The sequence below is a fragment of the Tolypothrix sp. VBCCA 56010 genome, assembly GCF_050875635.1.
Classification (GTDB): Bacteria; Cyanobacteriota; Cyanobacteriia; order Cyanobacteriales; family Nostocaceae; genus Hassallia.
In genome coordinates, this window is record NZ_JBPAOH010000004.1 from 60,956 (window position 1) to 84,792 (window position 23,837).

Annotated in this window: 29 protein-coding genes; 19 read left to right on the plus strand and 10 right to left on the minus strand. The window is 43.3% G+C overall.

What is annotated here, in order from left to right; all coding sequences use genetic code 11:
- Nucleotides 1-96: 96 nt before the first annotated feature.
- The 4 genes from AABK37_RS02360 (at nt 97) to rtcA (ending at nt 2,965) form a co-directional block, all read left to right on the plus strand.
- Nucleotides 97-567 carry a tetratricopeptide repeat protein gene (locus AABK37_RS02360; protein ID WP_432550001.1) on the plus strand — a complete coding sequence of 157 codons (471 nt, stop codon included), beginning with the start codon at nt 97-99 and terminating at the stop codon, nt 565-567.
- A gap of 215 nt (nt 568-782) precedes the next feature.
- Nucleotides 783-998, plus strand: coding sequence for a hypothetical protein (locus AABK37_RS02365; protein ID WP_432550002.1), 216 nt, complete (start codon nt 783-785; stop codon nt 996-998).
- Between the two features lie 98 nt (nt 999-1,096).
- Complete coding sequence (locus tag AABK37_RS02370) at nt 1,097-1,681, plus strand: Uma2 family endonuclease (RefSeq protein ID WP_432550003.1); 585 nt, start codon at nt 1,097-1,099, stop codon at nt 1,679-1,681.
- A 222-nt stretch (nt 1,682-1,903) separates the two neighbouring features.
- Nucleotides 1,904-2,965, plus strand: coding sequence for an RNA 3'-terminal phosphate cyclase (gene rtcA, locus AABK37_RS02375; RefSeq protein ID WP_432550004.1), 1,062 nt, complete (start codon nt 1,904-1,906; stop codon nt 2,963-2,965).
- A gap of 25 nt (nt 2,966-2,990) precedes the next feature.
- Here rtcA and AABK37_RS02380 read toward each other — a convergent pair whose 3' ends face one another.
- A complete protein-coding gene (locus AABK37_RS02380) occupies nt 2,991-3,899 on the minus strand; it encodes a DNA cytosine methyltransferase (protein ID WP_432550005.1) in 909 nt (302 codons plus the stop codon).
- A 142-nt stretch (nt 3,900-4,041) separates the two neighbouring features.
- Between AABK37_RS02380 and AABK37_RS02385 the strand changes: the two genes are divergently transcribed.
- Both AABK37_RS02385 and AABK37_RS02390 read left to right on the plus strand, forming a co-directional pair.
- Nucleotides 4,042-4,284, plus strand: a complete 243-nt coding sequence (locus AABK37_RS02385; RefSeq protein WP_432550006.1) for a helix-turn-helix domain-containing protein — start codon at nt 4,042-4,044, stop codon at nt 4,282-4,284.
- Nucleotides 4,277-5,050 carry an HNH endonuclease gene (locus AABK37_RS02390; protein WP_432550007.1) on the plus strand — a complete coding sequence of 258 codons (774 nt, stop codon included), beginning with the start codon at nt 4,277-4,279 and terminating at the stop codon, nt 5,048-5,050. The genes AABK37_RS02385 and AABK37_RS02390 overlap by 8 nt, the downstream gene beginning before the upstream one ends.
- A gap of 88 nt (nt 5,051-5,138) precedes the next feature.
- On the opposite strand, the gene AABK37_RS02395 is transcribed toward AABK37_RS02390, so the two are convergent.
- Nucleotides 5,139-6,155, minus strand: coding sequence for an SDR family oxidoreductase (locus tag AABK37_RS02395; protein ID WP_432550008.1), 1,017 nt, complete (start codon nt 6,153-6,155; stop codon nt 5,139-5,141).
- Nucleotides 6,156-6,254: 99 nt separating this feature from the next.
- On the opposite strand from AABK37_RS02395, the gene AABK37_RS02400 reads away from it, so the two are divergent.
- Nucleotides 6,255-6,389 carry a hypothetical protein gene (locus tag AABK37_RS02400; RefSeq protein WP_432550009.1) on the plus strand — a complete coding sequence of 45 codons (135 nt, stop codon included), beginning with the start codon at nt 6,255-6,257 and terminating at the stop codon, nt 6,387-6,389.
- Between the two features lie 6 nt (nt 6,390-6,395).
- On the opposite strand, the gene AABK37_RS02405 is transcribed toward AABK37_RS02400, so the two are convergent.
- From AABK37_RS02405 to arsM, 4 genes are all read right to left on the minus strand, one after another.
- A complete protein-coding gene (locus tag AABK37_RS02405) occupies nt 6,396-7,100 on the minus strand; it encodes an ROK family protein (protein ID WP_432550010.1) in 705 nt (234 codons plus the stop codon).
- A 212-nt stretch (nt 7,101-7,312) separates the two neighbouring features.
- Entirely contained in the window at nt 7,313-8,299 is a 987-nt protein-coding gene (gene arsS, locus AABK37_RS02410; protein ID WP_432550011.1) for an arsenosugar biosynthesis radical SAM (seleno)protein ArsS, read from the minus strand.
- An 81-nt stretch (nt 8,300-8,380) separates the two neighbouring features.
- Entirely contained in the window at nt 8,381-9,031 is a 651-nt protein-coding gene (locus AABK37_RS02415) for an inorganic phosphate transporter (protein WP_432550012.1), read from the minus strand.
- 13 nt (nt 9,032-9,044) lie between these two features.
- On the minus strand, nt 9,045-10,013 hold the full coding sequence (gene arsM / locus AABK37_RS02420) for an arsenosugar biosynthesis arsenite methyltransferase ArsM (protein WP_432550013.1): 969 nt from the start codon (nt 10,011-10,013) through the stop codon (nt 9,045-9,047).
- Between the two features lie 246 nt (nt 10,014-10,259).
- Here arsM and AABK37_RS02425 point away from each other — a divergent pair, with 246 nt between their 5' ends.
- Together AABK37_RS02425 and AABK37_RS02430 are read left to right on the plus strand one after the other, a co-directional pair.
- Nucleotides 10,260-10,619 (plus strand): papain fold toxin domain-containing protein, encoded by a 360-nt coding sequence (locus AABK37_RS02425; RefSeq protein WP_432550014.1) that lies wholly within the window; start codon nt 10,260-10,262, stop codon nt 10,617-10,619.
- Nucleotides 10,620-10,656: 37 nt separating this feature from the next.
- A complete protein-coding gene (locus AABK37_RS02430) occupies nt 10,657-11,052 on the plus strand; it encodes a hypothetical protein (protein ID WP_432550015.1) in 396 nt (131 codons plus the stop codon).
- 306 nt (nt 11,053-11,358) lie between these two features.
- On the opposite strand, the gene AABK37_RS02435 is transcribed toward AABK37_RS02430, so the two are convergent.
- Nucleotides 11,359-12,039 carry a Coq4 family protein gene (locus AABK37_RS02435; protein WP_432550016.1) on the minus strand — a complete coding sequence of 227 codons (681 nt, stop codon included), beginning with the start codon at nt 12,037-12,039 and terminating at the stop codon, nt 11,359-11,361.
- A gap of 482 nt (nt 12,040-12,521) precedes the next feature.
- On the opposite strand from AABK37_RS02435, the gene AABK37_RS02440 reads away from it, so the two are divergent.
- The 5 genes from AABK37_RS02440 (at nt 12,522) to AABK37_RS02460 (ending at nt 16,884) form a co-directional block, all read left to right on the plus strand.
- On the plus strand, nt 12,522-14,939 hold the full coding sequence (locus AABK37_RS02440; protein WP_432550017.1) for a phosphoketolase family protein: 2,418 nt from the start codon (nt 12,522-12,524) through the stop codon (nt 14,937-14,939).
- Between the two features lie 93 nt (nt 14,940-15,032).
- Nucleotides 15,033-15,536 carry a hypothetical protein gene (locus AABK37_RS02445; RefSeq protein WP_432550018.1) on the plus strand — a complete coding sequence of 168 codons (504 nt, stop codon included), beginning with the start codon at nt 15,033-15,035 and terminating at the stop codon, nt 15,534-15,536.
- Between the two features lie 198 nt (nt 15,537-15,734).
- On the plus strand, nt 15,735-15,986 hold the full coding sequence (locus AABK37_RS02450) for a hypothetical protein (RefSeq protein ID WP_432550019.1): 252 nt from the start codon (nt 15,735-15,737) through the stop codon (nt 15,984-15,986).
- A gap of 295 nt (nt 15,987-16,281) precedes the next feature.
- Nucleotides 16,282-16,458, plus strand: a complete 177-nt coding sequence (locus AABK37_RS02455; RefSeq protein WP_432550020.1) for a hypothetical protein — start codon at nt 16,282-16,284, stop codon at nt 16,456-16,458.
- A 3-nt stretch (nt 16,459-16,461) separates the two neighbouring features.
- Nucleotides 16,462-16,884 carry a hypothetical protein gene (locus AABK37_RS02460; protein ID WP_432550021.1) on the plus strand — a complete coding sequence of 141 codons (423 nt, stop codon included), beginning with the start codon at nt 16,462-16,464 and terminating at the stop codon, nt 16,882-16,884.
- 1 nt (nt 16,885) lies between these two features.
- Here the strand turns inward: AABK37_RS02460 and AABK37_RS02465 are convergent, their stop codons facing one another.
- A complete protein-coding gene (locus AABK37_RS02465; protein ID WP_432550022.1) occupies nt 16,886-17,077 on the minus strand; it encodes a type II toxin-antitoxin system VapB family antitoxin in 192 nt (63 codons plus the stop codon).
- Between the two features lie 299 nt (nt 17,078-17,376).
- Here AABK37_RS02465 and AABK37_RS02470 point away from each other — a divergent pair, with 299 nt between their 5' ends.
- From AABK37_RS02470 to pyk, 3 genes are all read left to right on the plus strand, one after another.
- Complete coding sequence (locus AABK37_RS02470) at nt 17,377-17,556, plus strand: hypothetical protein (protein ID WP_432550023.1); 180 nt, start codon at nt 17,377-17,379, stop codon at nt 17,554-17,556.
- A 10-nt stretch (nt 17,557-17,566) separates the two neighbouring features.
- On the plus strand, nt 17,567-18,613 hold the full coding sequence (gene gap / locus AABK37_RS02475; RefSeq protein ID WP_432550024.1) for a type I glyceraldehyde-3-phosphate dehydrogenase: 1,047 nt from the start codon (nt 17,567-17,569) through the stop codon (nt 18,611-18,613).
- Nucleotides 18,614-18,849: 236 nt separating this feature from the next.
- Nucleotides 18,850-20,280, plus strand: coding sequence for a pyruvate kinase (pyk, locus tag AABK37_RS02480; protein WP_432550025.1), 1,431 nt, complete (start codon nt 18,850-18,852; stop codon nt 20,278-20,280).
- Here the strand turns inward: pyk and AABK37_RS02485 are convergent.
- Nucleotides 20,267-20,455 (minus strand): hypothetical protein, encoded by a 189-nt coding sequence (locus AABK37_RS02485; RefSeq protein ID WP_432550026.1) that lies wholly within the window; start codon nt 20,453-20,455, stop codon nt 20,267-20,269. The genes pyk and AABK37_RS02485 overlap by 14 nt on opposite strands.
- Before the next feature lie 80 nt (nt 20,456-20,535).
- On the opposite strand from AABK37_RS02485, the gene AABK37_RS02490 reads away from it, so the two are divergent.
- Nucleotides 20,536-21,543: a transaldolase gene (locus AABK37_RS02490; RefSeq protein WP_432550027.1), complete on the plus strand. Its 1,008-nt coding sequence runs from the start codon at nt 20,536-20,538 to the stop codon at nt 21,541-21,543.
- Nucleotides 21,544-21,787: 244 nt separating this feature from the next.
- Here the strand turns inward: AABK37_RS02490 and AABK37_RS02495 are convergent, their stop codons facing one another.
- On the minus strand, nt 21,788-22,309 hold the full coding sequence (locus tag AABK37_RS02495) for an adenylate kinase (RefSeq protein WP_432550028.1): 522 nt from the start codon (nt 22,307-22,309) through the stop codon (nt 21,788-21,790).
- Nucleotides 22,310-22,575: 266 nt separating this feature from the next.
- On the opposite strand from AABK37_RS02495, the gene AABK37_RS02500 reads away from it, so the two are divergent.
- Nucleotides 22,576-23,796, plus strand: coding sequence for an acetate kinase (locus tag AABK37_RS02500; protein ID WP_432550029.1), 1,221 nt, complete (start codon nt 22,576-22,578; stop codon nt 23,794-23,796).
- The last annotated feature ends 41 nt before the right edge of the window (nt 23,797-23,837 follow it).

Below are 23,837 nucleotides of genomic sequence, written 5' to 3' on the forward strand. Positions count from 1 at the left end.
CATTGCAATTGTCGTAATTTAAAGATGCCTTTAAAAGTGATTTAATTGAATAGTTTTGTGCGAAATTACTAATATACAATCTAAAACCTCAAATTCATGGATTCTTTATCAATCAATTCCTTACTTGAAGATTTGAAAAATCCTGACGAAACAGTGCGCGAACACGCGACTAGGAAACTTTGGCGCATCTGGTTCAAGCAAAAGGGAATTTCTGGGCTAGAAATTATTGACCGCAGTCAAAAGCTACTAGACGCTGGGGAACTAGACGAAGCCGAAACAGTGCTGAACCAACTGATCGAAGAACAACCAGATTTTGCTGAAGCTTGGAATCGTCGCGCTTTTCTCTACTACAGCAGCCGCAAATATTATAAGTCGCTAGCAGACTGTCAGAAAGTTGTGGAAATAATACCAGTACATTTTGGCGCACTTCACGGTATGGGCTTGTGTTATGCCGCACTTGGCGAGTACGGTGAAGCAATCAAAGCTTTTCAACGCGCTTTAGAAATTCAACCGTATTCTTTGGTAAATCAAAAGTTAATTTTAGAATGTACACTGCGAATCAGCTAAAAATTTAGGCGCTGTAATTTTTCTTTTTGAGTGCCTTATATAACTTTATATTAAATAAAAGGCATGAAAGCGCCGATAAAGAAGAATTCAAAAGTCAGAATGTAATGCTTGTTGGATTTTACACTGCTATTCAGGGTGAAGAACGTTGCAAGCAAAGATGCAAAAATACCGTTTATACAGTCCGCGTAGCTTTGCACAAAATGCAATTCTGACTTTTGTACAGACTTCCATTGTCACGTCTCTACCGCTTTTCCTCGTACAGACGTTCGGTATCGAACGTCTCTACAACTCCTAGGAATGCAACTGGTGCGGTTAAGAGCGCGAAGAACGCCTCTTCGGAGATTATACGCGATCGCCAAGAGAAAAACGTATTTATTGCCAATCCCCATTCTTATTTTATAGAAGAGAAAAGAGCGATCGCATTGCCGTAATTTAAAATTTAAGGAAATGGTTGACCCCTACAATTTGATGAATCCTGGTAAAAGCAAGCTTATATCAGCCTAATCTCACATTTTCTGGAGAATTAACTATGAGTGCCTTAACTTTACAGTTACCCCCAAATCTGAAATTTACAGATGAACAATTTGAACAAGTTGTTCTTTTTAACAAAGAATTACGACTCGAATTAACGCAATATGGAGAATTAGTTATTATGTCACCCACTGGAGGAGAAACGGGAAACCGTAACTTTGATTTATTAGGTCAAATATGGTTTTGGATCCGTCAAAATAATCTCGGAAAAGCTTTTGATTCTTCCACAGGTTTTAAACTTCCAAATGGTGCAACTCGTTCCCCCGATGCGTCTTGGATAAAGATAGAAAGATGGGATGCACTCACTTCAAGTCAACGAAAGAAGTTTTTACCTTTGTGTCCTGATTTTGTAGTCGAATTGGTATCTGAAAGTGATGATTTAGAGGAAACTCAAGCCAAAATGCAGGAATATATAGAAAATCGTTTGCGCTTGGGTTGGTTGATTAATCCGAAAAATAAACAAGTAGAAATTTATCGACCTTTGGTAGAGGTAGAAGTTTTACAATCTCCTAATAGTTTATCTGGTGAGGATGTTCTTCCTGGTTTTGTGTTAGATTTACAATTAATTTTTGGCGTTGCATAATCGCCGAATGAATCGTAGAGACGTTCCACACTCCCACGTCTCTACAATACCAGAAATGAGCGCAAAACAGATCGTAAGTAGGGATAATTCATGAATTAACACGCACGAAAATTAAGGAACTGGCAAGTTTTTTGCGCTCATTCCTAAATACGTCGAAATGACAAACTATCTTAACATCTTGTATTATTGTAATACTATAATAATACAAAGGAATTGCACCGCATGATTGAAATTGACGGTTCCTATGGAGAAGGAGGTGGACAAGTTCTCCGCACTTCCTTAAGTCTCGCTGCCATCACAGGTGAACCCATACGCATTTACAACATTCGCGCTGGACGCAAAAAGCCGGGATTAGCAGCACAACACTTGACATCAGTTCGCGCTGCTGCGGCAATTTGTCATGCCAAACTGCGGGGTGATGCTTTCGGTTCAATGATGCTAGAATTCACTCCCGGTAGTTCCGTACAAGCGGGAAATTACACCTTTGATGTCAGCGAAGCACGAGAAGGTGGTTCTGCGGGTGCTGTTACTTTAGTATTGCAGACTATCCTCTTACCTTTGGCGCTAGCTGATGGTGATTCCCAAGTAACGCTACGAGGTGGAACTCACGTTGCTTTTAGCCCTTCAACGACGTACATTGAGCAAGTCTATCTGCCAATGTTACAGCAAATGGGCGTGGAAGCTCAAGTAAAACTTGGCGCTTGGGGATGGTATCCTCAAGGTGGGGGAGAAGTCCAATTGCGCGTAAGTAGCTGTAGGGGCGGGGTATCCCCGCCCTTAAACGGTATCAAGTTGCTCGATCGCGGTGACTTACAACAAGTGCGGGGACTGGCAGTGGTAACAGAATTACCTGCCAACATTCCTCAACGCATGGCAAATCGTGCTAAGAATTTATTGCAAGAAGCCAAATTAAAAGTAGCTGTGCAAGCATTGCGAGAAAAAGGTATTGCACCTGGGGCGGGTTTGTTTCTCACCGCTAAATATAAAAATAGTTTGGCTGGCTTTGCTGGGTTGGGAGAGAAGCGGTTGTCATCAGAAAAAGTTGCCGAAATCGCTTGTGAGGAATTGCTGAAGTTTCATCAAACAAGCGCACCAGTAGATGAACATTTGGCGGATCAGTTATTGTTACCAGCCGCATTAGCTAGCGAGAAAAGTGAGTATCGGGTAGCTGAGGTAAGTCTGCATTTAACGACAAATGCGGCAGTAATTGAGCAGTTTGGGTTAGCGCGGGTAATGGTGGATGATGTGGAGAAGATAGTGGCAGTGGAACCGATGATAAGATAAGGGGCGATCGCCACTCATAATTTTTTTACACAATACTTGATTCCTTCTGCGCCAGAGTTTCAATCTCTATTATTTTTCTTCCAATCCATTCAGCAATCGCTGGTATGACTGCGTTACCAAGGAGTCTCCCTCTGCGACCGTCCATCCTGGGGGAAACCCCATCAGCTTTTCCCACTCTGTCCACGTCAAGTTTCTCGCCACAGAGTATTGGTCTGTCTGAATGACCTCCTTGATGTCCTCCAGTTTGGGCACGTAACGTGGGGCAGATGCTTTTTGCCAAGGTATACCCGAAGCCACCGCGACGTTGTACCACAAGCGGAGTGTCTCTGATAGTGCTTTCACAAACACTCGATCCAGCTTGCGTCCGGCTCGATTTTCGCGCCGTAGAATCCCCAGACAATTCGCTGCTGTCAGTAAAGATTCTGTAGGCACGTTTTGATCTAAAACTGGCAATAAAGAAGATTCGGTCTCGGTCGTGAGGTATACCCGTATGGACAGCGTTACACGATACCCATCCCCCCAAATACCCATGCGCTTCGAGCGTGTCGATAACTGCCTCAAGAGCGGTTCCTTGCTCTGCCGAGAGCAACCCAGGCACATTTTCCAAGACCAACCACGTTGGGTGAACTTCTGCAACAAGTTCCATAAATTTGTAGAACAATCCGCTGCGTTCGCCTGTAAGTCCTTTTCGGTCTGTGTTGGCGTTACTGAGGTCTTGACAAGGCCATCCGGCACACCATAAGTCAGCGGCAGGGATAGTTGTAGGAATGAGGGTTGTGATGTCTTCATGAATCGGTACACTAGGCCAGTGGCGTTTTAGGATTTGTTGGCAAAACGGATCAATTTCACATTGGAATACAACTTGCATTTCGGCTCTTTCAAAGCCTAAATCAAACCCCCCTATACCTGCAAAAAACGACGCTACCCTCAGCATTAACCAATCCCCAATGTTTTCTTTCCCTACAATGCTTTATCAAGGTCATTCAAAGCAACCTCTCTTGTAGACGATTTTCGTCTACAAAGATAGACATCTTTAGGATAACATCTTGCTTCAGAGTTGTTTTCCCTAAGCTGAAATGGGCAATGCAAATATTAGTGGTCTAAGAATAAAACAGGCTCGTGAAAGACTCGGTTGGGATCAAAGCGAGTTGGCTGCTGCATTGTCTATAGATTTTGATATTAAACTCGACCAGTCTGACATCTCGGAAATTGAGCGACAAAAGCGGGGCGTGAAGGATTTTGAGTTAGATGCTATCGCTCGTTTACTAAAAGTAACTCCTGAATGGTTGCTGCGTGGCGAGCATAGCTGCCATGAATGAAAGGGAAGTTCCCGATGAAACGCAACTACCTTCATTATCCTCTCAAAACCCAGATCAAACTTTACAACAGGTTGACCGTGAGGAATGGCTTAGAGATGCCTGTGCTGGTTTTGTGACTACCAAGCCAGCCAATAGAAATTATTACAGGCTAGTATTGGAAACATTATGGTCTGCCAATCATGCAATACCCGGACCAGTTGTACCATTATCACGTTTGCGTCAAGTAATAGATGATTTTAGAGGAGTAGGCGAACCCTATCAAGATGTACCCAGACGAATACGAGAGTTACAAGGGGAAGAAGGCTTTTTGGGCATAGTTAGATTTGGTAGTGGTAAGAAAACGAGGTATCAATTAGTAAGCTTAGAAATCAGTGCCAAACGCGAACAGAGAGTAAAACTTAGTAAAGATATTTGGCAAAGAGTTCTGAACAAATATCAAAATCGTTGTGCAGTCTGTAGCAGACAACCACCGATTGTGAGACTAGATCAAGATCACAAAATTCCGCGTCTTAGAGGAGGGAGTAATGAAGAGGATAACTGGCAACCTCTGTGTGCGGAGTGCAATAACTTTAAAAGTACCGCTTGTCGTGGCTGCAAGCTTGACTGTGGGCAATGTCCTTGGGCATTTCCTGAAAGCTTTGCTCCCATTAAAATGTTATCAACAGATATTCAAAGAGTTAAGGAACTAGCTCTCAAAAATGGAGTTAGCCCAGAAAATCTATTAACTCAGATAATTGAAAGCTATTTTGAAAACGAAAGTGATTAACCTAAATCATTTGCTCGTAGTTGGTGAATGCGATCGCACTCTACAATCACTAAATGCGATCGCTCGTTCACCCCAAAGCTAAAACTGCTTAAACATCATTCCCATTTACCCACCCACCGAGAAACGCGGCAACACCCAAAGCCGCAACAGCCAAAGCACCCCACTTAATCGGCTGGTTCATCTCAAACCAATCTGAAATACTTGGAATTTCCAGCTTACCAAAGTCTCCCTTCACTTTGTCATAACCTGCAATCGGTTCAAAAACATTGTTTGGTGCGTCTTCTGACTTCGGTTCGTTGGTACGCTGTCCGGGAATACCAATTGCCGTCAACACTGAATCTAATAAAGGAGGCGAAACTTTTTGTAGCACATCTAACACTCTACCCACATCCCCAACGATAAAATCACGGGTGGGATGTTGAGCAACATAAAGAATCGCTTCAGCAACAATACTCGGATCGTAATATGGCGGTATCCCTGTCGGTTTCACGCCTAATTTGGTAGCAACTTTATTATAAAAAGGTGTGTTAATTACCGAAGGTAGTACTGAGGTAACGCTGATAGGCAACTTTTCATACTGCAATTCTACCCGCAACGCTTCTAAGAAACCTTCTAAACCATGCTTTGCCGCAGAGTAGGGACTTTGCAAGGGTAAACCGCGTCTACCTTCCATTGAAGAAATATGAATTAATGCCCCGCGTCCTTCTTGTTTCAGGTAGGGCAAAGCTGCCATTGCACCGTGAACCTGTCCCATCAAAGTTACATCAATAACTCGTTGAAACTCTTGCGGTGTAATTTCCTCAAAAGGTGCGAGTATACCTGTAGCAGCGGCGTGAACCCAAGTATCAAGCCTGCCGTAAGTTGCCACAGTTTGATCGGCGATCGCCTTTACCTGTTCAAAGTCACTGACATCTGCAACAATAGCGATCGCTTCACCGCCAAAGCTGTGAATATCGTTCACCAAGGAATTCAACCCTGATTCACTCCGCGCTGCTACCGCTACCTTTGCCCCACGTCGCGCAAACAACATTGCTGTCTCGCGTCCAATTCCACTGGAAGCCCCAACGATGGCTACCACTTGCTGATTTATCGGCTTCAATTGCATGATTAATCATCCCTACCCTCTCCTTCCAATTAATAATTTTTATTAACCCTGGCGACATCTTTCGCAAGACTGAGTAAGGGGGGGAGGGGGAGTGGGGGAGTGGGGGAGTGGGGGACAAGGGGGATAAAACAACTAACAACTATCCACCAACAACTATCCACCAACAACTATCCACCAACAACCAACCACCAACAACTATCCACCAACAACTATCCACCAACAACTAACCACTAACAACCCTCAATCTCGCCACAAAGCAATTCCACCGAGTAAACCAGTAATATTTGGGATGAGTTTCACATTCTCTGGTAGCTGAATTTTGACTTTTGTGGCTTCACCACCGCCGATATAAAGGTAATTATAATTGAATAGATTTTGCAGAGAAGCGATCGCCTTTTCTAATCGTCTATTCCATTTATTGTCACCAATTTTTTCTAAAGCTGCACGTCCCAATTGTTGCTCATAAGTCTCGCCTTTTCTAAACTCATGATGCCCCATTTCCAAATTCGGCACTAATTTACCATCGACAAACAAAGCTGAACCAAAGCCTGTACCCAAGGTAATCACCAATTCTACACCCTTACCGACAATTGCTCCCAAACCTTGCATATCAGCATCATTAATTACCCGCACAGGCTTGTTTAAACGCTGTGACAATTTCTTTGCCAAATCAAGCTTAATCCAATCTGGATGCAAATTTACCGCCGTTTCCGTCACTCCATCACGCACCACACCGGGAAAACCTACCGAAACGCGATCGAATTCAGCTTGAGTTGCTGCTAACTCAACAATTGCATTTATCACCGGTTCGGGTTTAGCTGGTTGCGGAGTTTCTTTTCGCGCTCTCTCACTTAAAGGATTACCCTTACTATCCAAAAGCAGAACCTTGACACCACTGCCACCAATATCAACAGATAAAGTGCGGATCTTATTATCTTCAGTCATTTGGGTTTTCCTCCTTACTGCGTGTTTTCTGAAAAACAATTAATATTTGGTATTTATTATTACGCTTATATAAACGGTTAGGTTGATAGAACCGCATCAATTTAAAATTACAACCGCAGATGAACGCAGATGAACGCGGATAATTAATTATTATCTGCCTTTATCCGCGTCAAGAAGCGGTTTAAAATCCTTTCATCTAAAATTAATTGACTTTATACCAAAGCACCACCACAACTCGAACCACATCCTGCGGTACAACCATAGCAATAAGCAGCAGTTTGTACCTCATTAATTAAGTCTAAACTACCAGCTTCTAGCAACTTAGCAATTGTCAAGGTTTCCCCATTGCGAGTTTTCGCAGGTAACTTCATCATTTGGTTAAAGTCACAATCATAGACATTACCTAAATAGTCAATTGAAAGCTCATCACGACACATCAAATTTTCAATTGTACTATTATTAAAATGCGACTCTAAAAACTGCAAATAGGGTGCGTAAAGCTTCTTACGTTCTAAATGCATTTTAGTTCGACCTACTGGGATATTTGTGATTGTGAATAAGTTGTTAAACACAATTTCAAAATGTTCATATAAGAACGTTTTGTAATTCTGTTCCAGCTTACTCTGTTGGGGAGTTAAGGAGAATTTTTCGCTTGTAGGTAATTGGGGATTATACACTAAATCCAAAATTAAATCTGGCTTGTTTCCATAGCCGACTTTGTTCAACCATTGTATGGCGCGAATCGAATCATCAAAAACACCAAGACCCCGCATTTTATCAACATTATCTGCTAAATAGCAAGGCAGAGAAGCAACTACTCTGACTTGATGTTGAGCAAAATATTCTGGTAAATCATCAAAACCATCTTCAAAGAAAATTGTCAAATTCGACCGGACAATTACCTGTTTACCTGTTGCTTTTGCGGCTTCTACCAGTGGCTTAAATCCATAATTCATCTCAGGTGCGCCACCTGTCAAGTCAACAATTTTAATTTCCGGAAATTGATGAATTAACTTGATTAACTGTTCGCAAATTTCCGGGGTAACTTCTTCTGTGCGTTTGGGTCCCGCTTCCACATGGCAGTGCGTACAAGCGAGGTTGCAGCGCTTACCTAAGTTAATTTGTAATACATTAATTCCCTTTTTTGTCAAGGGAGAACTTAGTTTCTGTTTGAAAGGTGTTATTGTTGTTTGAAGCATGATTTAAGTAAGTGCCATTCAAGCGTAGGTGCGTTAGGCTATTATCAATATTTAAATTTTTGCGCCGTCACGCACCCTACCCTAAGATATAGTGTGCAATAATCCGTGAATTGAGAAAGCCTGAATAATCAGGATGAGTGAGACAATTTTCGGAGTATCATTTAATCCTCTGGCAAAACTGACAACACCAGCACTGATATAATGACAAATGTCAATAATTTTCTGGTTTTTTGTCAAGTTGGATTTGTGGTAGATATAGTTAAATAAGCTGTAAATTCCTGCTCCTAAAGCAATGGCAATGATGGGACTTAGCAAGAGGGGTAAAACAAAGGAATTTCCCAAAGCTGTAAAATTAACTTTCGTGCCGATCGCCAACTTACCCGCACCAACCAGCGCACCTGTTAAACTGTGAGTTGTAGAAATAGGAAATCCAGCTACAGTAGCGATAATCACAGTTAAACCGCCAGCGATCGCTACTGCTAAATGAAAGTCAGTTGCGTTAGCGATCGCATCTGGAACCAGTCCTTTCCCAGAAAAGCTTTTAATTAATGCTTCCGCAAGAAAAATCGAAACTACCGAACCCGCAAAAGTTGTAATCGTTGCTAACCAAATTGCTGTTTTGTAACTCGCTGTTTGGCTACCAAATAATGTTGCTACACCTTTGAAGTTGTCATTTGCTCCATTGGAATAAGCTAAAAAAAGCGTAACTACAAACAATGCCCCTAATAACATTTCTTATCACTTTTTAACAACAACCGCCACCGTCATAATACCATGTAGAGTCAGTGATTATTATCTCTTTTGGCTTGAAATCGCCAAGTTTTGCGGCTGTTTTATCACACACTGCCGCTGGAACTCCACGTTGCAGAATATGTCCGGCTGAATCGTCAAAAATTTCTTCTGCACCTGCGTAAATTGCTGTTTTACCTGTAAAAATGCAAGCACCATCTTCGGGAATCGGAACTTTGAAAGAGACAGAATCCAGACTTTCTAAAAGTAAATTATCTTCTAAATTATAAGTTTGAGAATCTAGAAGACGATAAGGACGACGGGCACGAATTTCAACTTGACCAAAACCAGCATTGATGATACGTTGAGTATACTCTTCATAAGTGAGTGCGCCTGATAAACACATCGCTCGTAACCGCTCATCTTGTTGTAAATGAAACGGAATTGGAGAAGTAGCGATCGGGTCACTCATCTGCAAGCGTCCACCTGGTTTTAATACTCGATATGCTTCTTTTAAAGCACGAGTTAAATCTTCTGGTTCAAAGATATTAAAAAGGCAATTTTGCGCTACTACATCGATAGAAGCATCATCAACTGGTAAGTTAAAAGCATCACCTTCGCGAATTTCTACAAAGCTGGTATTAAACCAAGAATTTTCTTTTGCGGCAATTTCTAAATTCCGTGTAGCAGCTTCACGCATCGCTGCAACCGGATCGACTGCAATTACAGCACTTTGACGACGCGAAAAATAAGCAAATTGCAATGCTTCTAACCCACCACCAACCCCAACATACAATACTGTAGGTTGGTTTGCGAGTTCCGCAGCGTGAACCGTAGTACCGCAACCATAGTTCATTTCCTGCATTTGTGAGGGAATATGCAATCCTGGCAACTGCAAGGATGAACTTTGGACGCAACAAAGTCCAACTTGCGGTGTTTGCGCGACTTCGCTGTAAAATTGCGCTGCTGCTTCTAAATAGGTCATTGTCGTTCTGAAGTTTAGAGTTCGCTTTGTGAATAGTAATACAACTAACTTTATGTAAAATTAATTTTTGCTAAATGTATCTGGAGTTATGTGTTTTGAGATACAGTAATGGCGAGCCATACCTACGGGAAGCTACGAAGATCGCACGCCAAATTCGCTTTTTATAACCCGTAGTAAGCGAGAAGAGCGCTTCATTTGGGCACGAAGAGTGCCCACTACGAGTAGAGACGTTCCAGCGGTGGTGAAATGAGTCAATTATCTGATGATGACATTTATCAAGAAGTCGGTAAAATAGTCGCCAACTTTAGAATCCTTAAATGCTATGAATGCGCTCAAGCTGTTATGCAATGGTTGGCAGAAAATAATATTGAGGGCAGAGTTATTAAAATTCAAACTGCATATGGTGAAGATTATATAATTAGTAGACGCTTAGAAAGTCAGGGAATAATCGATTCAATTACACTCAATGGGATTCATTACGGGGTAGAGGTCAAAGAAAGAGTCTTTGATAATCTCTCAACAGAAGGATTACCTACAGAAAATTGGTTAAATGATTTTCAATGTCCCAGTGAAAAGTTTTTGATTGACTATTTGAATGAGTTGTAAAATAAATTAGTAACCTGGAACACTAAAGATAAGTAATATGAGTAGATTGTTAGAAATTTTACAAAAAATTAAGGCGAAACCAGGTATGTATATCGGACGTGCTTCAGTTAGCGACCTTTTTCTGTTTTTAGTAGGTTATAAAACCGCTTTAATAGAATTGAAGATTGAATCAACTGAGGAAGAAATGGATTTTTATCGTGAGTTCCAACCTTGGTTGCAACAAAAGTATCATGTATCAACTTCTAATTCTTGGGCAAAGATTATCATGCTCTATTGTGTGAATGAAAAGGAAGGGTTTGAGAGTTTCTTTAAGTTACTTGATGAGTTTTTGGCGCGGGATAAGAATGTTAATACAGCACTACATCCAATAAATAGCATAGCATTAGCAAGTACTGATGAAATATCCAAGCTTACGCAAGAGGACGCAGTTTAAAAGTAAAGTAATGTTTGACAATAAAGTAATTCGCGTCTACGTTTTTTGCACATTAAACAGATAATCATAGCTAATTTAAAAATTGCTAAAACAATATCGAGTTTGCAATGTGCTTTTGCAGTATAGCGTTTCTCGGTTTAATGAGGTACACCCGTAGGGGCACGGCACTGCCGTGCCCCTACAACCCGCCATATAATTTTGTACCTCACCTGAGTGGGAATCGCTATAAAACACATTGTCAGCACATAGAAACTCCTGCCTCAAAGCCGATTGCCCTATCATTAGAAGCCATCTTGCGATCGGGCTTTATATTAAAGGAGTGACATTTAATTCTGATCGCCAGTCTGCTAGCGGCTTTTCCCAAGCCTCTTCCCACTTCTGCCCCAGAAAGGGTTTTGCCTGATACCCCAAATCGTAGCCCTGCTGAAGGACACGTACAAGCGGGTTTAAATCGCTGTTCATCTTGATCGTATTCAGGGTTATTGCGGCAATCAACATCACTGCAAGCGGAGAGCGATTTTGCGCGAGCGTAAATGCTTGCAGCCTAATCTCCCCAATAGAATCGATACCAAATCCTGTAACGATATGCCAAATATCATGGGTTTGTCGCATACGCAGAGTTAAATAGCTCGCGTCATCAGTTAGCTCGACTTTGCGATAAAACTCTGGATTAAGGTTGGCTGCTCGCATGTGAGAGGCATAGGCAAAGCCTAACGAATCAGATGGCAGCTTGAGTAACGCTTCTAGATTGGGAGTCGGTGCAATATATTGTTCTTCAAAAAGTTGAGAGATTTCAGGATGGGACTTGAGATAGGTAATTGCAGCAGCAGAAACTTCATGGTTGACTAACGCAGCAGCAATATCAAAAACTGCCTCGATATCTGTTCCGTCATCGATAAAGGCAACGAAACCTTGCAGACCTTTCAGAAGTTCTGGAGTAACCGATCGACTTATATCAGCATCGATAATGGAGTCCGGTTTTGACATCGGGAAACCTTAGATAATCAAAATGAACAATGAATTACAGCGTTTCCTAAGCAACTAAGGTACACTCAAATCTTGTTTACCAAGGTTAGTAGCTTTGAAAACGTAGCTCACCAGGTCGGGAACCGCTATAAGAGTATTACACGCTACTTTCAATAATAAACCTCTGCCAAAAGAGATATTTTAAATAAGCATAATTAATTTTTACAGTTATATTAAACAACATTTAACTTCTGGCAATTAAATAAAAATAAAATTAAATAACATCCAATTTGTTATCTTGTTTGATAACCTCTGATAAAAATCGTAATCTTGATATTTCTCTGAGATTTGAGCAAATAATCGACTTGCTGATAGCCATAACTGCCAATTTTTTCAGCTTGTATGTGTAAAGACTGGTCATAAGTAAGATGACCGTGATTATCAAGTTAACTAAACTTGCATACTTGTAAGTTTGTCAAAATCCTTCTGTAATGGAGTTCGGTATGATCTTAGCAACCCCGACCCAATCAAAGCCTTTAACTGATGAAGAACTGCGTAAAATCAACGCTTATTGGCTTGCAGCTAATTATCTTTCAGTTGGACAAATCTATTTACTAGACAATCCACTACTCAAAGAACCGCTGAAGCAAGAACATGTCAAACCCAGACTTCTCGGTCATTGGGGGACAACTCCGGGTCTTAACTTTATTTACGTTCACCTGAACCGAGTTATCAAAAAAAATGACCTGAACACAATATATATTGCAGGTCCCGGTCACGGTGGTCCTGGATTGGTCGCTAACACTTACCTCGAAGGCACTTACAGCGAATATTACCCGAATATTTCCCCAGATGCCGAGGGAATGAAGAAACTCTTCAAACAGTTTTCTTTTCCTGGTGGTATTCCCAGTCACGTTGCACCAGAAACTCCGGGTTCGATTCACGAAGGTGGTGAACTCGGCTATTCTCTATCCCATGCTTACGGTGCAGCTTTTGATAATCCTGACTTGATTGTTGCTTGCGTGATTGGCGATGGTGAAGCGGAAACTGGACCTTTAGCAGGTAGCTGGCACTCGAACAAGTTTCTCAACCCGGTGCATGATGGTGCTGTACTGCCAATTTTACACCTAAACGGTTACAAAATTGCTAACCCAACAGTGCTGGCACGAATCAGCCATGAAGAGTTAGAAAGTTTATTTGTCGGTTACGGCTATAAACCTTACTTTGTCGAAGGTTCCGACCCGGAAATTGTACATCAATTGATGGCGGCAACGCTGGATACTGTGATTCGGGAAATCAAAGAGATTCAAGAAGATGCCCGAAACAATAATAATCCTTCACGATCGCCTTTTCCGATGATTATCCTGAGAACTCCTAAAGGTTGGACTGGACCAAAAGAGGTTGACGGCAAAAAGACAGAAAACTTTTGGCGATCGCATCAAGTTCCTTTTGGAGAAATCGCATCCAAACCAGAACACCTCAAACTCCTGGAACAGTGGATGCGAAGTTACAAACCAGAAGAACTCTTCGATAATAATGGTACACTAATTCCGGAATTAGCCGAACTCGCCCCCACAGGTCAGCGTCGCATGGGAGATAATCCCCACGCTAACGGTGGTCTTTTGCTGCGCGATTTAAAAATGCCTGACTTCCGCAATTACGCTGTTGAAGTTGACAAACCGGGCGCGGTTGTTGCCGAAGCTACCAAGGTAATGGGGAAATTACTGCGGGATGTGATGAAACTAAACTCCGAACGCCGCAACTTTCGCATCGTTGGACCCGATGAAACTCAATCGAATCGGCTGGACGCTGTATTTGAAGTTACAGCCAGAACTTGGGATGCCGAAATACTCCCAGAAGACGAAAATCTATCCCCCGATGGACGAGTGATGGAAATTTTGAGCGAACATACTTGTGAAGGTTGGTTAGAAGGATACCTCCTCACCGGTCGTCACGGTTTCTTCTCCTGCTATGAAGCGTTTATCCACATAGTTGACTCGATGTTCAACCAACACGCAAAATGGTTGAAAACTACTCGTCACATTCCTTGGCGCCGACCGATCGCTTCTCTCAACTATCTTTTAACTTCCCACGTTTGGCGACAAGACCACAACGGCTTTTCTCACCAAGACCCAGGTTTTATCGATCATGTGGTGAACAAAAAATCTGAAGTCATTCGGGTTTATTTACCCCCCGATGCCAACACGCTGCTATCAGTCACAGACCACTGTTTGCGAAGCCGCAATTATGTCAACGTCATCGTCGCTGGCAAACAACCCGCGTTGCAGTATCTTGATATGGAAACTGCAATTAAGCATTGTACCTTTGGTATCGGCATTTGGGAATGGGCAAGCAATGACAAAGGCTTTGAACCGGATGTGGTGATGGCTTGTGCGGGAGACATCCCGACGCTGGAAACTTTAGCGGCAGTAGATATTCTCCGTCAGAACTTCCCCGACTTGAAGGTGCGCGTGGTCAACGTGGTAGACTTGATGACACTACAACCAACAAGCGAACATCCGCACGGGTTGAGCGATAAAGACTTCGACACTCTCTTTACTACTGACAAACCTGTAATTTTCGCCTTTCATGGCTACCCTTGGTTAATTCATCGCCTCACTTATCGCCGCACAAACCATGATAACTTTCATGTGCGCGGTTATAAAGAAGAGGGAACGACTACCACACCGTTTGATATGGTCGTTCTCAACGAGTTAGACCGCTTTAGTTTAGTGGATGATGTGATTGACAGAGTGCCAAAACTAGGGTATAAAGCTGCTTATGTCAAGCAGATGATGCACGACAAGCTGATTGAACATAAGCATTACATTACTCAACATGGCGAAGATATGCCAGAAATTCTCCACTGGAAATGGCAGGACTCAGGTAAGAACACTGAAGTCGGTCACGAGGGGAGTTAAACGTAGTAAGCACTGAAGTGCTTAAAACGAAATAGCGATCGCCTTCATAACTTTGGGAATACTGAAATAAGAACACCCTCAGGAGTGATAAATATGGCGAATAATCGTATCAGTGCTAGTTTTTCCCAAAAAGACCGAGAAGCAGTGATGGAGGCGATCGCTACTATCAAAGAAAAGCTGCCGTTTTTAATTGATTTGACGGCAAATGAGCGTAAATACTTGCCGAAACTAGGTGACAAAAGTCAAGCTTTTGTAAGTAAAGCGTTAGAAGTAGCCACACAAAACCCAGATTTTCTGCCTAGGTCGTTTAATGTAAATGAAATGCGCCTAGATGTAGAATTGTTTGAGGCGTTGTATCCTGTGCTGCTATCTCTAACGCAATTGCAAGAATTGGTTGATGATACCTTGATTGCAACTGGCAGTGAAGCTTATACAGCTGCTCTTGCAGTTTACAATTATGCCAAAGCTAGCGGTGATGTAGCTGGTTTAGATACGGTGATTGATGACTTGGGACGCAGGTTCACCCGTAAATCTCGCAAAACACAGCCGCAAACGTCGGCAGTTTACTCCCTTCCCGCTGGAAAAATACCTATTTAACGAACCGCAAAGACGAGCCAGCGCTGTGCGGGGGTGGAGGAGTGAGGCGACTGGCGTACGAAGTACACTTTGGAAGAAGAGAAAGAAGATAGGTAATCTTGTAGCGGGAAGGGAGTAAAACAAAAACTCGGTTATTCTGCCTGAGAAGTTGAAATTTCCAGCTTTGATCTTGGATGTTTGAGTGTAGAACTCAACGTTTTGAGTTCAAAGCTTAAATTTTGGAGTTTTGAACATCAAGTTTCGAGTTCTGAACACGAAGTTTCGAGTTTGGAACATCAAGTTCCGAGTTCTGAACATCAAGTTTCGAGTTCAGAACATCAAGTTCCGAGTTCTGAACACGAAGTTTCGAGTTTGGAACATCAAGTTTCGAGTTCTGAACATCAACTTTCGAGTTGCGAACATCAAGTTTCGAGTTCTGAACACGAAGTTTCGAGTTCAGAGGATGTCTGAAGTCATGAAATATATAAAGAAACCCCTCTCTGAGACTTCGCCCCACGGGGGGAGAGGCTTTGAAGTCATAAAATATACAAATAAACCCCTCTCTGAGACTTCGCCCCACGGGGGGAGAGGCTTTAAAACCCCCCTTACCTCCAAGTGTTGGGGGGCAGGGGGGTTAGGTTGCTTTTGATGCATGATGTTTCATAAAATACTTCAATAGACATCCTCTTAGTGCCGCGATAAACATCCCACCCGTTACTTACACTAAAATTTAAGTGCCTAAGAACGCAAGTGACAAGGTTAAATAATGCCTTACAGCCAGTTTGATATTGAATCAATCAAAGTCAACTTTAATATTACTCTCATCGAACGAGTCAGTAAATTTGCTGATGTGGTAGAAATTAGCTATAGCGATTATCTCGCGGAAACGCTTCGTTTTAATACACCGATCGCTTTAGCTATTAACTCAGAAAAATCCCGTTAGGAGATGATTATCGCACCAATTTTATTAGAATTAAAGCGGCTATACCCGGAAAAAGTAAGTTTATTTTCGGGTAAAGATTTTACCGTTGATATAGAAAAGGGTCTTAATGGGTTTTGTGACTTTTTGCTCGGTCGTTCTCCAGAACAGTTAATTATCACATCACCCGTTATCCCGGTGGTGTCAGCAAAAAACGAGAATATTGAAGCTGGTTTAGGACAGTGTATGGCAGAAATGATAGCCTCTTTGATATTTAACCAGCAAAAAGGAAAACAAGTTACTCAAATACTTGGTGCGGTAACTACCGGCAGTAGTTGGAAGTTTATGCAGTTAAAAGAAACAACGATAGAAGTTGATTTGAATGAATACTTTTTGAATGAAGTTGGTAAAATTTTAGGTATTCTCAGCTTGGGATTAGAACAGAGATAGTTTATCGCTGCTGTTTGTAGTTGTAATCTTCTTCATAGTCAATTGTACCAAACAAATCAACTACCATTTGTTGCTTGCGACGTTGCACATATTCACGCAAAGCCTGTTCAACTACATCACGTTCTGTTTGTTGATTGCCAAGGGCTAAAGCTTCTTTAATTAAGGCTTCGTCGATTTGAAGATTGATTGTCATGTAGTTTTCATAACTATAAACTGCGACACAATCAGGATTTTATCACTTATACCAAGAGCGAAAAAAGAATGCGACACATGGGTAGGGGCACGGCACTGCCGTGCCCCTACAAAGAATTTATGTGTCGCAAACATTATTTAAATTGGTATTAGATTTTTATCATATTTTAGAGCGTAGTTTCTCTGCCCGATTGCCAAAACCTTAAAATTTGCCAAGTAAATATGCCATAACCCACTGCGACTGTCAGGATCGTTATGTGAAGAATAAAAAGTAGACCTTTTCAAGAGGGGATGAGGGGGATGAGGGGGATGAGGGGGACAAGGGGGATGAGGGGGACAAGGGGGATGAGGGGGACAAGGAGGACAAGGGAGACAAGGGGAATAATTCTTCTTTCTCCCCATCCCCCCATCCCCCCCTCTCCCCATCCCCCCCTCTCCCCATCCCCCCCTTCCCCACTCCCCACTCCCCAAAGAAATTAGGAGGTTAATCTTGGTTAAACTGAAAGTTGGCATCAATGGATTTGGTCGCATCGGACGGTTAGTGTTTCGCGCTGGTATGAATAATCCCAATATCGAGTTTGTGGGGATTAACGACTTAGTACCACCAGATAACTTGGCTTATTTATTAAAATACGACTCTACCCACGGAACTTATCAGGGCAACGTTGAAGCTAAGGAGGATGGTATCGTTGTCGATGGACGCTTCATTCCTTGCGTGTCGATGCGGAATCCGGCAGAGTTGCCTTGGGGTAAATTAAGCGCCGATTATGTTGTGGAATCTACGGGGCTTTTCACCGATTCGGAAGGAGCCGGAAACCACTTAAAAGCTGGTGCCAAGCGAGTTGTGATTTCTGCTCCCACGAAAGAGCCGGAGAAAGTTCGTACTTTGTTAGTTGGTGTCAATCACGACATATTTGACCCGGCAAAAGATGCGATCGTTTCTAATGCTAGCTGCACTACAAACTGTTTGGCACCGATTGCCAAAGTAATTAACGATAACTTCGGTTTAACTGAAGGGTTAATGACCACCGTCCACGCGATGACAGCTACCCAGCCGACTGTAGACGGTCCGTCCAAGAAAGATTGGCGCGGTGGTCGCGGTGCCGCCCAAAATATCATACCCTCTTCTACAGGAGCCGCGAAAGCCGTAGCTTTGGTTTTACCAGAGTTAAAGGGTAAGCTGACAGGTATGGCTTTGCGCGTCCCGACACCGGATGTATCTGTAGTCGATTTGACCTTCAAGACTGATAAAGCCACCAGCTACAAAGAAATTTGCGCCGCGATGAAGGCAGCTTCGGAAGGGGCGATGGCTGGTATTTTGGGTTACACAGAAGATGAAGTAGTTTCCACCGACTTTCAAGGCGATCGCCGTTCTAGTATCTTTGATGCCGGCGCCGGTATGGAACTAAATTCCAACTTCTTTAAGGTTGTTGCCTGGTATGACAACGAGTGGGGCTACTCTAATCGTGTAGTTGACTTGATGTTATCAATGGCACAAAAAGAAGGTCTGTTAGAACGTGTTGCTGTTGTGGCTTAGGATTAGGGACTAGGGATTAGGGACTAGGGATTAGGGATTAAGTAAAACTTTCTTACCCCCTCTCCCACTCCCACGCCAGGTGCTACAACGGGGGGAACCCCCGCAACGCACTGGCTCCCCCTCCCCTACTCCCCAGTATTACTTAGGGGCTGCGTAATCGTAGAAACATGAAAACAGTGTGATAAAGAGGCGCTGTCTGAATATTTGCTTTCTTAAACTCCGAACCCCTAAACTTTATGCGTCGAACCAAGATTATTTGTACTGTCGGACCTGCTACATCTGCACCCGAACGGCTGGAAGCGTTGGTACATGCGGGGATGAATGTAGCACGGTTGAATTTCTCTCACGGGGCGCATGAATTTCACGCGCAAACGCTTCATCATCTAAGAAAGATTGGCACAGATACGCAAAAGCCGATCGCTATCATGCAAGATTTGTGCGGTCCAAAGATTCGCTTGGGAGTTTTGCCACCAGAAGGATTGACTGTAGAGGCTGGACAAGAAGTCACTTTTGTGCTGCAAGAGCAAGGTAGCAGTATCGACGAATTACCGCTACCATTGCCGACTTTATTTGCAATGGTGCGACCTGGTGAACCGATTTTAATCAACGATGGTCGGGTAAAGTTGATTGTAAGCGATCGCGATGCCGATCAAATTCGAGCGCTGGTAAAAATAGGTGGAGTTATTTCCACCAGCAAAGGTGTAAACTTGCCTGAAACACGTTTACCCGTCAGTTCGATTACCGAAAAAGACTTGCTCGATTTACGCTTTGGCATTCAGTTGGGTGTAGACTGGGTAGCAGTTTCGTTTGTGCGATCGGCTCAAGATTTAGAACCCGCGCAACGAATGGTAGAAGCCGCAGGTGCTAACATTCGCATCATCGCCAAAATCGAAAGACGAGAAGCAGTAGAAGATTTAGATAGTATCTTAGAAGTTGCCGACGCCATTATGATTGCCCGTGGCGACTTGGGGGTAGAAATTCCTATTTATGAAGTCCCCCTAATTCAAAAAGAAATTACACGCCGCTGCAACCAAGTCGGTAAACCTGTAATTACTGCCACGCAGATGTTAGAGTCAATGATTAGCGCTCCCGATCCCACCCGCGCCGAAGCAACGGATGTTGCAAACTCTATCCTGGATGGTACGGATGCTGTGATGCTTTCCGGGGAAACTGCTGTTGGACAATATGCGATCGCCGCAGTTGAGATGATGCACAATATCGCTGTGCGGACAGAACAATCTCTACAAGAAGGTGCCAGACATTCTTGGACTCACAAAGGCGGTAGTCTCAGCGTAACAGAATCTGTCGCCGAATCTGTTTGTCGCGTCGCTTACGAAACAGGTGCAAGGGCAATTCTCTGCAACACTTCTTCCGGAAGTACAGCGCAATTAGTCTCTAAGTACCGTCCGACAACCCCAATTATCGCCCTTACACCCGAAGAAACCACTTTCCGTCAGCTTGCACTTTCCTGGGGTGTAGTTCCTTGCTTAATTCCCCCAGTCCACAACGCCGAAGAAATGTTTACGAATGTGGTGAAAAGCGTTGTAGACATGGGTTTAGCAAACAACGGCGATAAAGTTGTGATTACTTCCGGTGTCCCAGTTGGTAAATCAGGCACAACCAGTTTAATTAAAGTGCATACAATTGGACAGCCTATTTCTGCCTGACTTCGTAGAATGGGGTATTGGGCATGGGGCATGGGGCATTGGGCATCGGGCATCGGGCATCGGGCATTGAGCATTGGGCATTGGGTAAAATTCCTCTCCCCCTGCCTCCCCAGCTCCCCCCTCCCCCTCTCCCCCACTCCCTCAGTTGGGCAATTGTGAAGAAAAGTTGCCACAATTGGAATTGAAGGTGCAGCGAAGGATGTCAAGAAAAAGGGAATGAGTAAATCCTAAATAAACAACATTCACGGAGTATGTATGTCTAAAAATTTACTGGAACAATTGCGGTCAATGACCGTTGTCGTGGCAGATACGGGAGATATCAAGGCAATTGAGAAGTTTAAGCCCCAAGATGCTACGACAAATCCATCCCTGATTACTGCTGCGGCACAGATGCCAGAATATCAGGAAATTGTCGATCAGACATTACTCCAAGCAAAGAAAGATGCAGGATCGAGCGCAAGCCAAGGGCAAATCGTGATGATGGCATTTGACCGTTTGGCGGTGTCGTTTGGATTGAAGATTTTGCAAATCATTCCCGGTCGGGTGTCTACGGAAGTAGATGCGCGTTTGTCGTATGATACTGAGGCGACGGTGAATAAAGCGCGGGAGTTGATTGCTCAATATAAAGCGGCTGGAGTTGGACGCGATCGCGTTCTGATCAAAATTGCGGCGACTTGGGAAGGCATTCGCGCTGCGGAAATTTTGGAGAAAGAAGGTATTCACTGCAACCTGACTTTATTGTTTGGCATTCACCAGGCGATCGCTTGTGCAGAAGCTGGTGTTACTCTAATTTCTCCGTTTGTCGGGCGGATTCTCGACTGGTACAAGAAAGACACCGGACGCGATAGCTATCCTGCACACGAAGATCCTGGCGTTTTGTCTGTAACAACAATCTACAACTACTATAAGAAGTTCGGCTATAAAACCGAAGTTATGGGAGCTAGTTTCCGTAACATTGGTGAAATTACTGAATTAGCTGGTTGTGATTTGTTGACGATTTCTCCGGCACTTTTGACTGAGTTGCAAGCGACTACAAACGTATTGCCACGCAAACTCGATCCGAAGAATGCACCTAAGATGAATATCGATAAAACACCGATGGATAAAGGTATCTTTGAAAAAATGCACAAGAGCGATCGCATGGCATTCGATAAACTATCCGAAGGTATCGATGGCTTCACCAAAGCTTTGGAAAGCTTAGAAAAACTACTTGCCGAAAGATTATCTACTCTGGAAGCAAACGTTAAAGTCGGCGCCGCATAATATAGCCCTCCCCCTCGTTCCCAGGTTCCACCTGGGAATGCAATTTGGGAGGGCTGCTGCCTCGCGTTTCTAGAACAGGAGGCAGCAGCCCTCCTGACTAGCATTCCTTGCCAGAGGCAAGGAACGAGGAACGAGAAAAAAAGTTACTGATTTTTACCTTGCTCATTTCAACCCTGAACGGTGAGTTACAAAGGGTATCTGTGTCCGGTGATTGGAACCTTAGGCTAATGCACCATCGTTAAAGTTAGTCTCCTGCATTAATTAATTCAAAAAATTGCGAAATCTGTTTAGTTGATCGAATGTGATAAACACTTTTGATGCTTTGAGCCTGCTTGATATACTCACGATATTTTGGGGTCAAATATTTGTGACATAACCAAAGCACACGGTAACTATTAATCGAACTCTTTAATATTGGACTGTTAAAGTGCCAGCTTACTGGTGGTATAAAGTAACCTGTGATTAGTCGTTTAGTTACCCACCAGAAATGAACATATAGCGGTAAATCTACATAAACCAGACTATCCGCCTCGTCCAGTCGTAGCCAGAGGGTTTCCATGCAACCAAACCCGTCGATAATCCATCGGTCAGTAGCCAAAATTTGCTGATGGATGCGCTTATAGTCTTCAGGAGGAACCTCTGTACCTGCTGAATCATATTTAACCTTGTCCAAAACGTGAAGTGGCAAACCCGTGATTTGGGATAATCTCTTGCTTAGAGTTGATTTACCGCCTCCAGCATTGCCAAACACCGCTACTTTTTTCATCGCCACTCTCCTTTTAGTGCAATGAAGTCACTTCATAGACTAGATTGAGTTATGAAACCCAGCAATCCCAGTCCTTTGAATGCCTAACATAAGATGTGTATCTTTGACTTGACTAATTTCGGGTGGAAAGATAGAGGCAAATAGCATCACACCCAATAATAATTGCTTCTTCATAGCTTTTATCTTTAGCCTTTGACTAAACTTTTAACAGAGAGCTTAGAGAACCGCCAATTATAGCTCACAAACCTTGCTGGCAATAAAAAGCGATGAAAATATTGGTACTGAATGCCGGATCTAGCAGCCAAAAGAGTTGTCTGTATGAAATAACAGAATCAGCTTTGCCCACAGAACCACTCGAACCGCTTTGGGAAGGTAAAGTTAAATGGACTCAAGATCGCGGTGTGGCAGAAATCAAGGTGAAATCAGCTACGGGTGAGGTGCTAGAGGAAGAAATCTACGCTGATTCCCGACCTGCACACGTCGCTTACATGCTTCATACCTTGACTCGCGGTTCCACGAAGGTGATTAGTCAGTTGTCAGAAATCGACGGGGTGGGACATCGGGTGGTACATGGTGGGCAAGATTACCGTGCTAGTGTGGTAATTACTGATGAGGTAAAAAAGGCGATCGCTCGTCTTTCTAACTTAGCTCCGGCACATAATCCAGCCGCTTTGGAAGGAATTGCAGCCATTGAAAAAAGTTTGGGAAATATACCCCAAGTGGCAGTTTTTGATACGGGTTTTCATTCGCATATACCCGATGCAGCGGCAATTTATCCCGGTCCCTACGAATGGATAGAACAAGGTATCCGTCGCTACGGCTTTCATGGTATCAGTCACGAATACTGCTCTAAACGTGCGGCTGGGATTCTCAATCGAGATTTAGCTTCTTTACGGATAATCACCTGTCATTTAGGCAATGGTTGCTCTTTGGCGGCGATTAAAAACGGTCGCAGTATTGACACGACAATGGGATTCACGCCCCTAGATGGATTGATGATGGGCAGCCGTTCTGGTTCGGTCGATCCGGGGATTTTGATTCATCTATTGCGGCAATCAAATTACTCTGCCGAGCGCTTAGATTATGTGTTAAATAAAGCTTCGGGCTTACGTGGAATTTCGGGTGTATCCAGCGATTTGCCGCAAGTTATGGAGGCGATCGCCCAAGGCAATTATCGCGCTCAACTAGCTTGGGATATGTACGTACATCGCTTGCGTTCTGGGATTGGGGCAATGCTTGCCAGTCTGGGGGGATTAGATGCTTTGGTGTTTACCGCCGGTGTAGGTGAAAATTCTCCAGCAATTCGCCAAGCTGCTTGTGATGCCTTTGGATTTTTGGGTATGAAAATTGACCCAGAAAAAAATACCCGCAAACCTGTTGATGAGGATATTGCTACCACTGAATCGGGTGTGCGGGTACTTGTGATACATACTCAAGAAGATTGGGCGATCGCGATGGCGACTTGGCAACACCTCATCTCAAGGTAGAAGGATAAAGGATGAAAAGTTACTTCACCTTGAATACTTTA